Origin of the sequence: Pseudomonas sp. IT-P2, assembly GCF_949767575.1 — a bacterium.
In the GTDB taxonomy this organism is placed as follows: Bacteria; Pseudomonadota; Gammaproteobacteria; order Pseudomonadales; family Pseudomonadaceae; genus Aquipseudomonas; species Aquipseudomonas pharyngis.
Map to the genome: position 1 here is coordinate 52867 of NZ_CATKQA010000048.1, position 12841 is coordinate 65707.

Consider the following 12841-nt stretch of genomic DNA (forward strand, 5'->3'; position numbering starts at 1 on the left):
ATGAGCTTGAAAGACAAACTCCCCGGCCAACTCGGCTTCGGCACCGCGCCACTGGGCAACATGTTCCGCGCCATTCCTGATGAAGAAGCCCAGGCCACCGTGCACGCAGCGTGGGATGCCGGCGTGCGTTACTTCGACACCGCGCCGTTCTACGGCTCGGGCCTCTCGGAAATCCGCCTCGGCGAAGCATTGTCCCGCTACCAGCGCGATGAGTATGTGCTGAGCACCAAGGTTGGCCGGGTGATTCTCGATGAAGTCGAAGACGCTGCCGCCCGGGATCTGGGCGAGAAAAGCGGGGTGTTCGAACACGGCCGCCCGAACAAGATCGTCAACGACTACAGCGCCGACGCCACCTTGCGTTCGATCGAAGACAGCCTCAAACGTCTGAAAACCGATCGCCTCGACATCGTCTGGGTCCATGACATCGCTCAGGATTTCTACGGCGACCAATGGCTTGAGTACTTCAATCAGGCCCGCACCGGCGCCTTTAAAGTCCTGACCCGTCTGCGTGAAGAAGGCGTGATCAAGGGTTGGGGCCTGGGCGTGAACAAGGTCGAGCCGTGCGAGTTGACGCTGGACCTGACCGAGGCGCAGCCTGACGGCTTCCTGTTGGCCGGCCGCTACACCTTGCTCGACCACGATCGCGCCTTGCAGCGTTTGATGGATTCGGCACGGGCGCAGAACGTTGAAATCGTGGTCGGCGGCCCCTACAGCTCGGGGATCCTGGCCGGCGGCGCGCACTTCGAATACCAGAAGGCCAGCCCTGAGATCGTGGCGAAGGTCGAGCAGATCAAACGCATCGCCGCGGCCCATGGCGTGGATGTCAAAGCGGCTGCACTACAATTCTCGCTGGCCAATCCGGCCGTGGCAGCCGTGATTCCCGGCGCGAGCAAGCCGGGGCGCATCGCTGAAGATGTGGCGGCGTTGTCGGCGGTCATTCCGGCCGGTTTCTGGCAGGCCATGCGTGAAGCGAAACTGGTGTCCGAACGAGCACCATTACCCATCGACGAGGTGAAAGCATGAAGATCGATCTGAGCGGAAAACTGGCGATTGTCAGCGGCAGCACGGCGGGCATCGGTTTGGGCATCAGCCAGTCGCTGGCCGAGGCGGGCGCCACGGTGGTGGTGATCGGTCGCGACGCGGCCAAGGTCGAACAGGCGCTGGCAAGCATTCGAGACAAAGTGCCGGGCGCGCAACTGCGCGGTCTGACGGCGGATCTGGGCACGGCCGAAGGCGCGCAGAAACTGTTCGCCGCTGAACCGAAAGCCGACATCCTGGTGAACAACCTCGGCATCTACAACGCCGTGGATTTCTTCGATGCGCCGGACGATGAGTGGACGCGCTTCTACGAAATCAACGTGATCTCCGGCGTTCGCCTGTCGCGGCATTACGTACCGGCGATGGTCGAACAGGGCTGGGGTCGGGTGATCTTCCTGTCTTCGGAATCCGGCGTGGCCACTCCGGCCGACATGATCAACTACGGCGTGACCAAAAGCGCCAACCTCGCGGTGTCCCATGGCCTGGCTAAACGTCTGGCTGGCACCGGGGTTACGGTTAATGCGATTTTGCCCGGGCCGACCTTCACCGACGGTGTCGAGGAAATGCTCAAGGATGCTGCCGCCGAATCTGGCCGCAGCCTGCGGGACGAGGCTGACGCCTTTGTGCGCCGGGCCCGTCCGAGCTCGATCATCCAGCGCGTGGCGGATGTCGAAGAGGTCGCGCACCTGGTCACCTACATCGCTTCACCGCTGTCCTCGGCCACCACCGGCGCCGCTTTGCGGGTCGACGGCGGCGTGGTCGACAGCCTGACTATCTGAATTCATTGAGAGAGACTTTTTATTTATGGCAACAGCATCAGCAACGATCGACATCCCGGCTTCGGCCGATCAGGTCTGGCAATTGATTGGCGGCTTCAACACCCTGCCGGACTGGCTGCCGTTCATTCCCAACAGCGAACTGAGCGAAGGCGGGCGCGTGCGCACTTTGCAAACCGCTGACGGTGGCGTGGTGGTCGAGCGTCTTGAGATGTTCGATAACGCGGGCAAAACCTACAGCTATTCGATTCTGCAGGCACCGTTTCCGGCCACCGATTATCTGGCGACGATTCGCGTTGAAGCCCAGGGGCAGGGCGCGAAGGTAACGTGGTCGGGACGCTTCACGGCCAAGGGCGTGAGCGATGAGGAAGTGGTGGCGCTGTTCAGCGGGATCTATCAGGGCGGCCTGGAAGCGCTGCGCGCCAACTATCCCGCCTGAGTTTGTTCACTGATCGTTCCCACGCTCTGCGTGGGAATGCAGCCCGGGACGCTCCGCGTCCCTTCCGGAGCTGGAACGCGGAGCGTCCCTTGAGGCATTCCCACGCAGAGCGTGGGAACGATCTATCTCAAGACTGTGAAATCAGGCTCTGCCGGCAATCCAGCACCAGCTTCGCCCCGCCCAGATCGCTGCGTCCCACCTCAAGGCTGAACCCGTGCAGGTTGACGATTGCCGCAACGATCGACAGCCCCAGGCCAAAGCCGTTCTGCGGTTGCCCGCCCTCGGCGCGATAAAAGCGCTGGAACACCGCCTCCCGTTCGGATTCGGGAATACCGGGGCCGGAGTCATGCACTTCGATCCGCGTATGCCCTGCATCATTGACCCCGCGCAACACCACCGTGCCACCGGCCGGGGTGAACTTGATCGAATTGCTCAACAGGTTCGCCAGCGCTTCAAACAGCAACGCCCGATCACCGTTCAGCATCGGCAGGGTTTCCGGCATGTTCAGTTCGAAACGCAACTCGTCGTCTTCGGCCAGCGGCAAATAGAACTCGTGCAGTTCCTGCAGCAACAACACCGGATCGAGCTCGACAAAACCCGAGCGCCGCTGACGATCCTCCAGTTCGGAAATCCTCAATAAACCGCGAAACCGCGCCATCAGCGTATCGGCCTCGGCCAGCACCAGATCCAGTTGCGCCGCTTCCGGCGAACCTTCGCCGGCCTGTTGCTGCATGCGATACAACTGCGCGCGCAACCGGGTCAACGGGGTGCGCAGGTCATGGGCGATGTTGTCGCACACGCCTTTGACTTCGTTCATCAAGCGCTCGATGCGATCAAGCATGGCGTTGACGATGGCGGCGAGCATGTCCAGTTCATCGCGGCGATTGGACAGCGGCAAGCGGTGGGTCAGGTCGCCGGCGACGATCGACTGGGCACTGTCCTGGATCGCCCGGATCCGCCGCAACGGCCGCCGACGCAGCAGATGCCAGCCAATGATCCCCGGCACAATCGTCAGCGACACGCCCCAGAGCAACGCATGCAGAATGATCCTGGTCACCGCGAACAGCGAACCGTTGTCGCGCAACAACACCAGCCAGCGGCCGTCGCGGGTCGGGGTGGCGACTGCGTCGCAGCTGTCGGCGGGCAGGGTCGGGTCGTCGGAGTCGGCGCATTCGCTGAGCATATGGATCTTGCCGTCCAGCGGCAGGCCCTCGGGGATCCTCTGCAACGCGCCGCCGAGGTAGCGATGCTGAGCGTCGAACAGACCGTAGGCGTCGATGCCGCGAATGTCGAAGGTCATGCTGGCGGCGAGCGCGTCTTCCAGCTGATCGCCGCGAAAGTGCGAAAACAGATGCTGACGTTGCATCAGCGAATGTTTGGCCAGGTTGTCGAGGTAACCGGAGACCTCGAAATACATGACCCCCATCAGGATCGCGCTCCAGGCCACGAACAACGAACTGTACAGCGCCAGCAAGCGGCTGCTGGAGGAGCGCCAACCGTCAGACGGGTTCGGCAATGACATAACCCGAGCCTCGCACCGTGCGGATCAACGGGACGTTGCCCGGCGGGTCGATCTTCTTGCGCAAGCGGCCGATGTGCACGTCGATCAGGTTGGTGCCAGGGTCGAAATGATAGCCCCAGACTTCCTCGAAAATCATCATCCGCGACAGGATCTGGCCGCTGTTGCGCATCAAAAATTCCAGCAACTTGTACTCGGTCGGCAACAGCGTCAGCACCTGCTCGGCGCGGCGGGCTTCGTGGCTGATCAGGTCGAGTTGCAGATCCGCCACCTGCAACGTGGTCGGTTGTGCGCCACTGCTGTTCTGCCGGCGCAGCAGCACTTCGACCCGGGCCGCCATCTCATCGGTGGCGAACGGTTTAGTCAGGTAGTCATCGCCGCCGGCGCGCAAGCCACGCACGCGCTCGTCGACGTCGGAGAGGGCGCTGATCATCAGGATCGGCGTGGCCACGCCCATGGTGCGCAGGGTGGTGACGATGGCCAGGCCATCGAGCTCCGGCAGCATGCGGTCGAGGGTGATCAGGTCGTAGTTGCCGCTGACGGCGCGGTCCAGGCCTTCACGGCCATTGTCGACCCAGTCCACGTCGAGGCCGTGGCTGCTCAGTTCGGCGACAATTTCCCGGGCGGTCACGGCGTCGTCTTCGATGGTGAGGATGCGAGTCATGGTGGGCCTGCTGGTCTGTTCAAACGCAATGGCAGCATTTTGCCAAGATTTTGCGCCTGCGCTTTAAATTAACTTTCATGTTGTTGCGGATACAAACGCTACGGCCGGGCTTTTGTGCCAATGCATAAAACCCGCTGTTATCGAGCCGTTGTTGCAAATTGCATGGTCCTAAGAAGTTCAGAGTTTTTAACTGATTGAATTAAAACGATTTATTTAATGTTGGCGACTGGCACGGTCACTGCAATTCATCTGATGACGAGTTGTAACACCATTTTTCATGCCTGGAGCACTACAACAATGAATAGATCCTCTGATGGGTTTTATCCTGCCTACGAAGGAGAGTCGAGCAATGTCTCGGGCGTGTCCTGGGGCGCGATCTTCGCAGGGGCTGCCGCTGCAGCGGCACTGTCGCTGATTCTGGTGCTGTTGGGATTCGGTCTGGGCTTTTCCGCCGTTTCTCCGTGGGCCGGGGAGGGCGTCAGCGCCAAGGGCCTGGGCATTTCCACCATCATCTGGCTGGCCGCCACGCAAATCATTGCCTCGGGGCTCGGTGGCTATATCGCCGGTCGCCTGCGGGTGAAGTGGGCCAACATGCACGGTGACGAAGTGTACTTCCGCGACACCGCCCATGGCTTCCTCGCCTGGTGCGTGGCCACGCTGGTCACCGCGACGCTGGTGGTCGGTTCGGTCAGCAGCATCGTCAGCGGCGGCGTGCAGGCCGGTGCGAGTGTTGCCGGCGGCGCAGCAGGCGCCATGACCCAGGCCGCTGGCACCGCAGCGGGCAATACCGACAGTGATCAATACGGTTACTTCGTCGACAGCCTGTTCCGCGACGATCGTCCCGCCGCCGTCAGCGATGACGCCGCCCGTGGCACCGTGACCCGGATCTTCGCCCAAAGCCTGGCCAACGGTCAGCTCAGCGCCGAAGACCGTACCTACCTCGCCCAACTGGTCGCCCAGCGTACCAACCTGACCCAGGCCGACGCCGAACGTCGGGTCGATGAAATCTACGCCCGCACCCAGAAGGCAATCGCTGACGCCAAGGTTAAAGCGCAACAAGCCGCCGACACCGCCGCCAAAGTCGCTGCCTGGACCTCATTGTGGATGTTCATCGCGCTGCTGGCCGGTGCGTTCTTCGCCAGCCTTTCGGCCACCTTCGGCGGTCGCCGCCGGGATGCGGTCGAGTACGTCGAAGTCGAAACCTACACCACGACCACGCTGCCGCCAGTCCGTTAATCAAGGAGACTCACCATGCGCTCACTACTGCTGTTTTTCCTCGGCGTACCGATCCCGATCATCATCCTGATCGCCCTGTTCGTGCACTGATTCCTTGAGGCATATGCCTTGGCCGCTTCCACCTTCGGGTTGAAGCGGCTTTTTGCTTTCTGCGCGGGGCCGAAGGCGCAGAACCGACCAGTCATTTCCATGGCCTGGATCAATATTCGTCGGCGCAATATCCCCTACCGTGAAATTTCCAGGCCCTTGCCGCTGGATCGACTACATTGCTTGCGCGCACTTTGCTGCGCGAGCGGAACCAACCTGCCGGCCCGATAGAGAGATAACACCCGACGTGCCGGCGAGGTGTAGTGCAGCAAGGAGCTGTTTCAACCTCACCTGAACTTTTCACGGATGATCATTGCAATGCACTGCCTAGAAAGAACCTTCGATATCCAGCCTTTGACGCAGGCGGATATGACTGTCCACATCAACGGCCAGACGGTCAGCGCCGCCATCGGCGAAACCGTGCTCAGCGTCATTCAGTCCCTCGGCGTGCGCCAGGTCGCGCGCAACGATCACAACCAGATCAGCGGTGCCTATTGCGGCATGGGCGTGTGCCAGTGCTGCCTGGTGAAAATCAACGGTCGGCACAAGCGTCGCGCCTGCCAGACCGTAGTGCGCGACGGCATGCTGATCGAGACCCAGGCCAACCGTATTCACGGGCAGGAGGTGGTATGAGCCTGCATCCGGTGATCGTCGGCGGTGGCCCGGCGGGAATGGCCGCGGCCATCGAACTGGCCCTGCACGGGGTGCGCTGCACCTTGCTCGAAGAGGCGTCGCGCCTGGGTGGCGTGGTCTATCGCGGGCCGCTGCGTGACGGCGTGCAGCTGGATTACCTGGGGCCGCGCTATGCCGAGGTGCTGGGCAAACTGCACGGTGATTTTCAGGAGCAGTCCGGGCTGATCGACGTGCGCCTCAACCACCGCGTGGTCGGCGCCGAAGGCACGCGCTCGCTGGTGGTGCTGGACGGCGACGAGCGTCTGCACGAAATCGAATACCCGCAGTTGCTGCTGGCCGCCGGTTGCCATGAACGCAGCGTGCCGTTTCCAGGCTGGACGCTGCCCGGCGTGATCATGCTCGGCGGCCTGCAATTGCAGATCAAAAGCGGCGTGGTCAAACCGCAGGGGCCGGTGGTGATCGCCGGTACCGGGCCGCTGTTGCCGCTGGTGGCGACTCAGTTGCATGCGTCTGGCGTGAGCGTGGCGGGTGTCTACGAGGCCTGCGCGTTCGGCAAGATCGCCAAGGAAAGTCTGGCGCTGCTGAACAAGCCGCAGCTGTTCCTCGATGGCTTGAGCATGCTCGCCTATCTGAAACTGCACGGCATCCCGATGCACTACGGCTGGGGCGTGGTCGATGCGCACGGCGAAGGCGAATTGAAAAGCGTCAGCGTGGCGCCGTATTCGGCGACGTGGGAGCCGGACATGAGTCGCGTCGAACGCTTCGAGGCGAAGACACTCGCGGTCGGCTACGGCTTCATTCCGCGCACGCAACTGAGTCAGCAAATGGGCCTGGATCACGGCTTCAGCGACGACGGTTACCTGCGCGCCAAAGCCAACATCTGGCAGCAAAGCAGCGAGCCCCACGTGCATCTGGCCGGTGACATGGGCGGGATTCGCGGCGGCGAAGCGGCGATGCTCGCCGGCAAGATCGCTGCCACTTCGATCTTGCTGCAACGCGGTGTGCTCGAAGAGGAACTGGCGCGCGTCCGTTGCGACCGTTATCTGGGCAAACTCAAAGCCATCGTGCGCTTCCGCGCGGCGGTGGATCGCTACACCGAACGCGGCGTCGGGCAGACCGCATTGCCGGCCGCCGACACGGTGATCTGCCGCTGCGAACACGCGACCCGCGCCGACATCGACCGCGCGCTGGAGCAGGGCGTGCAAGACATCGCCAGCCTGAAAATGCGCACCCGCGTAAGCATGGGCGACTGTCAGGGGCGGATGTGCGTCGGCTATTGCAGCGATCGTTTGCGACAGGCCACCGGGCGCAAGGATGTCGGCTGGCTGCGCCCGCGTTTCCCGATCGATCCGATACCTTTTTCCGCATTCCAGTCCCTCGGCACGGAGGCCGTTTCCCATGAGTAAGTTCTATGACGTGGTCATCGCCGGCGGCGGTGTGATCGGCGCGTCCATCGCCTATCAACTGTCCAAGCGCAAAGGCCTCAAGGTTGCGCTGATCGACGCCAAGCGCCCGGGCAACGCGACCCGCGCTTCGGCCGGTGGCTTGTGGGCCATCGGCGAGTCGGTGGGGCTGGGCTGCGGGGTGATTTTCTTCCGCATGATGTCGGCCAACCGCAAGCGCGAAACCCAGGGCGCGGCGGTGGCAGTGGACGCCAGCACGCCGCACATTCTGCCGCCGTCGTTCTTCGATTTCGCCTTGCAGTCCAATGCGTTGTACCCGGCGTTGCACCGTGAGCTGAAAGACAACCACGGGATGGATTTCAAGTTCGAAAGGACCGGGCTGAAATTCGTCATTTATGACGATGAAGACCGCTTGTACGCCGAGCACATCGTCGGCTGCATTCCGCATCTGGCCGATCAGGTGCGCTGGCTGGATCAGGCGGCATTGCGCGAGTCCGAGCCGAGCGTCAGCCATGAAGCGCGCGGGGCGCTGGAGTTTCTCTGCGACCATCAGGTCAGCCCGTTCCGCCTGGCCGACGCCTACACCGAAGGCGCCCGGCAGAATGGCGTGGACATGTTCGTCAACACCAACATCACCGGCGTGTTGCATCACGGCACGCGAGTGACCGGGGTGCAGACGGCTGAAGCCGGGGTGTTCCACTGCAAAACCCTGATCAACGCCACCGGCGCCTGGGCAGCGGACTTGAGTGAGTGGGCCACGGGCATCCGGATTCCGGTGAAACCGGTGAAAGGCCAGATTCTGCTGACCGAGCGCCTGCCGAAAATCCTCAACGGATGCCTGACCACCAGCGATTGCTACATGGCGCAGAAGGACAACGGCGAAATCCTGATCGGCAGCACCACCGAGGACAAGGGCTTCGACGTCACCACCACCTGGCCGGAAATCGCCGGGCTGGTGCAGGGCGCCGTCCGTTGCCTGCCGGAACTGGCGGACATCAACCTCAAGCGTACCTGGGCCGGATTGCGGCCGGGTTCGCCTGACGAGTTGCCGATTCTCGGGCCGATGGCCGGGGTGGAGGGGTATCTCAACGCCTGCGGTCATTTCCGCACCGGGGTGCTGACGTCGGCGATCACCGGGGTGTTGCTGGACAAATTGGTCAACGATGAACCGCTGCCGCTGGACATCACGCCGTTTCTGGCGGACCGGTTTGAAGTGGCGCCGGCCAAAGAAGAGAGGGAGCTGGAGATAGCCTGAGCCTGCTAGCTGTGATCGTTCCCACGCTCCGCGTGGGAATGCAGCCCGGGACGCTCCGCGTCCCTTCCAGATCTGGAACGCGGAGCGTCCCTTGAGGCATTCCCACGCAGAGCGTGGGAACGATCATCAACTCTGCAAACGTCAGGACTTGCCCGATTGTTCTTCCAGTTGATCCGACTCGAACAACCGGGCCAGTTCCGCCCGCGCTTCCTGCGCGGTCTGCAGGACTTTGGCCGCGTCGTCGTACACCGCGTGTTGAGCTTCCAGCACCTGTTCATCATGGTGCTTGAAGCGCTTGATCCGCGCATCGGCCTGGGCCTGGGTCAAGCCGAGGCCAACCAGCGTACGGCGGCTCATTTCCAGACTGGAGTAATAGGTTTCCCGGATTGGATCGGCCCCCACATCCACCAACCGATGCACATGCTGCCGGTTACGCGCCCGGGCGATGATCTTCATGTGCGGGTAGAGCTTGCGCACGATCTCGGCGGTCTTGATGTTGGTTTCCGGATCGTCCGTGGCAATCACGAAATACTCCGCTTCCCCGGCCTTGGCCGCATTGAGGATTTCCGGACGCATCGGGTCACCGTAGAACACCGGCACGCCACCGAAACTGCGCGACAGTTCGATAGTCTCCACCGAGGTGTCCAGCGCCACGAACTTGATGTTCTGCGCCCGCAGGATCCGCGCCACGATCTGGCCCATCCGACCCATGCCGGCGATTACCACCCGTGGGGTTTCGGTCTCGATCTGGCGGAACTTCTCCGGCACTTCCACCGGCTGCACCTTCGGGCTGACCAGTCGTGCGCAAATCAACAGCAACAGCGGCGTGACCGCCATCGACAGGGTGATGGTCAGCACCAGCAGATCGTACAGACGCGGTTCGAACAGCCCCTGATCGCGACCGATCTTGAACACCACAAACGCAAATTCACCGCCCGCCGCCAGCACGATGCCGAGGCGAATCGCGCTGACCTTGTTCAACCCGCCGGCCAGACGCCCGACCACAAACAGCAGCGGCAACTTCAGGGCGATCAGCAGCAGCGTCAGCCCCAGCACCGTGATCGGCGCGCTGAGCAGCAGACTGAGGTTGGCGCCCATGCCGACGCTGATGAAAAACAGCCCCAGCAGCAGGCCCTTGAACGGTTCGATCTGCGCTTCCAGCTCATGGCGATATTCCGAATCCGCCAGCAGCAGGCCCGCGAGAAACGCGCCCAGCGCCATCGACACACCAACCATGTCCATCAGCCACGCGGTGCCGATCACCACCAGCAACGCGGTGGCGGTGGAGACTTCCGGCAGACCGGTTTTCGCCACGATGCGAAACACTGGACGCAACAGATAACGTCCGCCGATCACCACCACCGCGATGCCGCCGAGCACCTGCAAACTGTGGCGCACGTCGTCGGCGGTGCTGGTGTGGTGATCGACCCCCGCGAGCATCGGCACCAGGGCGATCAGCGGGATCGCGGCGATGTCCTGGAACAGCAGAATCGCAAACGCCAGGCGACCGTGGGGGCTGGTCAGTTCCTTGCGCTCGGCGAGGCTTTGCAACCCGAACGCGGTGGACGACAGCGCCAGACCCAGGCCCAAGACAATCGCGCTGTTCAACGGCTGACCGAACACCGACAGCGCCAGTACGCCAATCACCGAACCGGTCAGCAGCACCTGCGCCAGACCCACGCCGAATACCGATTTGCGCATCACCCACAAGCGTCGCGGCGACAACTCCAGACCGATGATGAACAACAGCAGCACCACGCCCAGTTCCGAGATATGGCTGACGCTCTGCGGATTGCCGATCAGGCCCAGCACCGACGGGCCGATGATCACCCCGGCAAACAGATAACCGAGCACCGCGCCCAGTTGCAGGCGCTTGGCCAGGGGAACGGTGAGCACGGCGGCGAAGAGAAAGACGACGGCGGCTTGCAACAGATTGCCTTCATGGGGCATGAGCGGAACTCCAGTAACGCGGTACGGCGGGGGGCGACAAGGATAAAGGCTGAAATGATTGCAGATCCAGCGCAGAGCCTGATTGAGCAGATGTGCTTCTGTAATAATTTGCATCAATTGGTTACATTTATAGCCTCAGCGAATCAATTCCTCCCGAGTCTTCCATGGCCATCAACTTCGACCTCAACGACCTGCAAGCCTTTCGCGCCGTCGTCGAGCAGGGCAGTTTCCGCAAGGCCGCCGACACCGTGCGCCTGTCGCAACCGGCCCTGAGCCGGCGCATCGAAAAGCTCGAAGACGCCCTCGGCGTGAAGCTGTTCGAACGCACCACGCGCAAGGTCAGCCTGACCCAGGCCGGACGCGGTTTCATGCCCAGCGTCGAACGTTTGCTCGACGATTTGGACGTCGCGTTGCTGGGCATCAGCGAAGTCGCCTCGAATCGACAGGGCCATGTAACCGTCGCCTGCGTGCCGTCGGCGGCGTATTACTTCATGCCTAGCGTAGTCGCCCGTTATCACCAGCAGTTCCCGCGCATCAAAGTCAAAGTCCTCGATTCCAGCGCCCACGACGTGCTGAGCGCGGTGGTCAACGGCGAGGCGGATTTCGGTCTGAGCTTCATGGGCACCCAGGAGGCGGGCGTGGATTTCGAACCGCTGGTGCAGGAGAGCTACGTCGTTGCCTGTCGCCGCGATCATCCGTTGGCGCGGCGCAGCAGCGTGACCTGGGACGAGTTCTACCGGCAGGATTACATCTCGCTCGACAAGACCTCGGGCAATCGTTTTCTGCTGGATCAGGCGCTGGCCAAAGTGGTGCCGCAGCGCCCGAGCATCTGCGAGACGCGGCATGTGACGACCATGATCGGTCTGGTGGAAGCGGGATTGGGTGTGGCGGCGGTGCCGCTGATGGCGATGCCGGCGGCGGATCATCCGATCCTGACGCGGGTGCCGCTGACCGAGCCGCAAGTGATGCGCAGTGTCGGCATCATCAAACGCCGGGGTCGTACGCTGACCCCGGCGGCACTGGAACTGGAGCGGCTGGTGGTGGAAATGAAAGTCCAGCCGCCGACGGTCAGCGCTTGACCGAATCCAGACCGGTGGCCTGCACGTCAGCCTGGGCGGCAGGTGCGGCCAGATAAGCGAGCAACGCCTTGGCTTCCTGCGGGTGCTGCGCACCTACCGGAATCCCTGCTGCAAATCGCGTCACCGACTGCACCGATTCAGGAATCTTCGCCACAAAACTCACCCCCGGCACCGGCAGCAATTCGCTGACCTGCTGGAAGCCCAGTTGATAGTCGCCGGTCGCGACCACCGAGCCCACCGGGATTTTCGGGATCATCTTCGCCTTCGGTTTCAGCTGATCTTCGATACCCAGTTTTTTGAACAATTGCTGCTCGATGTACACGCCGCTGGCGCTGTCGGAGTAAGCCACCGATTTTGCATCCAGCAGGGTTTTCTTCAGGGCATCGACGTTGCTGATGTCCGGTTTCGGCGCGCCTTCGCGCACTACCAGGCCGATTCGCGAATCCGCCAGCTCCACCCGCGACGCCGGATCAACCTTGCCTTGCTTGATCAGATCATCGAGGGCGTAGCCGACCATGATCACCACGTCGGCCTTTTCACCACGGGCGAGGCGATTGGGGATTGCCTCCGGCGCCTTGCCCATCGACGGACCGAGTTGGGTGTCCAGCGTGTTGCCGGTGGCGGCGGCGAATTTCGGCCCGAGGATCTTGTAGGCGGCGGTGAAACCGCCGGAAGTCATGACCCGCAGTTCTTCGGCCTGGGCCGCAACGTTGAACGCAAGACCGGCGAGCAGGGCTGAAACGGTAAACAGTTTTTTCATGG

Annotated in this window: 13 protein-coding genes; 8 read left to right on the forward strand and 5 right to left on the reverse strand. The window is 62.4% G+C overall.

Annotated features, from left to right (window positions below; genetic code table 11):
• The 3 genes from ACM6JM_RS27635 to ACM6JM_RS27645 are packed head-to-tail and all read left to right on the forward strand — an operon-like array spanning position 1 to position 2253.
• Positions 1 to 1023 carry an aldo/keto reductase gene (locus ACM6JM_RS27635; RefSeq protein WP_039767294.1) on the forward strand — a complete coding sequence of 341 codons (1023 nt, stop codon included), beginning with the start codon at positions 1 to 3 and terminating at the stop codon, positions 1021 to 1023.
• Entirely contained in the window at positions 1020 to 1817 is a 798-nt protein-coding gene (locus ACM6JM_RS27640) for an SDR family NAD(P)-dependent oxidoreductase (RefSeq protein ID WP_007952959.1), read from the forward strand. Before ACM6JM_RS27635 ends, ACM6JM_RS27640 begins: the two co-directional genes overlap by 4 nt.
• A 25-nt stretch (positions 1818 to 1842) precedes the next feature.
• Positions 1843 to 2253 carry an SRPBCC family protein gene (locus tag ACM6JM_RS27645; RefSeq protein ID WP_414882799.1) on the forward strand — a complete coding sequence of 137 codons (411 nt, stop codon included), beginning with the start codon at positions 1843 to 1845 and terminating at the stop codon, positions 2251 to 2253.
• A gap of 127 nt (positions 2254 to 2380) precedes the next feature.
• Here ACM6JM_RS27645 and ACM6JM_RS27650 read toward each other — a convergent pair whose 3' ends face one another.
• Together ACM6JM_RS27650 and ACM6JM_RS27655 are read right to left on the reverse strand one after the other, a co-directional pair.
• Positions 2381 to 3775: a sensor histidine kinase gene (locus tag ACM6JM_RS27650; protein WP_414882800.1), complete on the reverse strand. Its 1395-nt coding sequence runs from the start codon at positions 3773 to 3775 to the stop codon at positions 2381 to 2383.
• Positions 3753 to 4436 carry a response regulator transcription factor gene (locus ACM6JM_RS27655; RefSeq protein WP_163975772.1) on the reverse strand — a complete coding sequence of 228 codons (684 nt, stop codon included), beginning with the start codon at positions 4434 to 4436 and terminating at the stop codon, positions 3753 to 3755. Before ACM6JM_RS27655 ends, ACM6JM_RS27650 begins: the two co-directional genes overlap by 23 nt.
• Before the next feature lie 297 nt (positions 4437 to 4733).
• Here ACM6JM_RS27655 and ACM6JM_RS27660 point away from each other — a divergent pair, with 297 nt between their 5' ends.
• A complete protein-coding gene (locus ACM6JM_RS27660) occupies positions 4734 to 5672 on the forward strand; it encodes a hypothetical protein (RefSeq protein WP_039767287.1) in 939 nt (312 codons plus the stop codon).
• On the opposite strand, the gene ACM6JM_RS27665 is transcribed toward ACM6JM_RS27660, so the two are convergent.
• Positions 5669 to 5863, reverse strand: a complete 195-nt coding sequence (locus ACM6JM_RS27665) for a hypothetical protein (protein WP_103385934.1) — start codon at positions 5861 to 5863, stop codon at positions 5669 to 5671. The two genes, ACM6JM_RS27660 and ACM6JM_RS27665, sit on opposite strands and share 4 nt — an antisense overlap.
• Positions 5864 to 6077: 214 nt before the next feature.
• Here ACM6JM_RS27665 and ACM6JM_RS27670 point away from each other — a divergent pair, with 214 nt between their 5' ends.
• From ACM6JM_RS27670 to hcnC, 3 genes are read left to right on the forward strand one after another with little or no spacing between them, the layout of a single operon-like run.
• Positions 6078 to 6392 (forward strand): (2Fe-2S)-binding protein, encoded by a 315-nt coding sequence (locus ACM6JM_RS27670; protein WP_414882801.1) that lies wholly within the window; start codon positions 6078 to 6080, stop codon positions 6390 to 6392.
• Complete coding sequence (gene hcnB, locus ACM6JM_RS27675) at positions 6389 to 7798, forward strand: cyanide-forming glycine dehydrogenase subunit HcnB (RefSeq protein ID WP_414882802.1); 1410 nt, start codon at positions 6389 to 6391, stop codon at positions 7796 to 7798. Before ACM6JM_RS27670 ends, hcnB begins: the two co-directional genes overlap by 4 nt.
• Positions 7791 to 9050 (forward strand): cyanide-forming glycine dehydrogenase subunit HcnC, encoded by a 1260-nt coding sequence (gene hcnC / locus ACM6JM_RS27680; protein WP_414882803.1) that lies wholly within the window; start codon positions 7791 to 7793, stop codon positions 9048 to 9050. The genes hcnB and hcnC overlap by 8 nt, the downstream gene beginning before the upstream one ends.
• Before the next feature lie 141 nt (positions 9051 to 9191).
• Here hcnC and ACM6JM_RS27685 read toward each other — a convergent pair whose 3' ends face one another.
• Entirely contained in the window at positions 9192 to 11000 is a 1809-nt protein-coding gene (locus ACM6JM_RS27685) for a monovalent cation:proton antiporter-2 (CPA2) family protein (RefSeq protein ID WP_414882804.1), read from the reverse strand.
• Between the two features lie 164 nt (positions 11001 to 11164).
• On the opposite strand from ACM6JM_RS27685, the gene ACM6JM_RS27690 reads away from it, so the two are divergent.
• Positions 11165 to 12079: a LysR family transcriptional regulator gene (locus ACM6JM_RS27690; protein ID WP_163975765.1), complete on the forward strand. Its 915-nt coding sequence runs from the start codon at positions 11165 to 11167 to the stop codon at positions 12077 to 12079.
• Here ACM6JM_RS27690 and ACM6JM_RS27695 read toward each other — a convergent pair.
• Entirely contained in the window at positions 12069 to 12839 is a 771-nt protein-coding gene (locus ACM6JM_RS27695) for a substrate-binding domain-containing protein (protein ID WP_085648319.1), read from the reverse strand. The genes ACM6JM_RS27690 and ACM6JM_RS27695 overlap by 11 nt on opposite strands.
• Between the last annotated feature and the right edge of the window lie 2 nt (positions 12840 to 12841).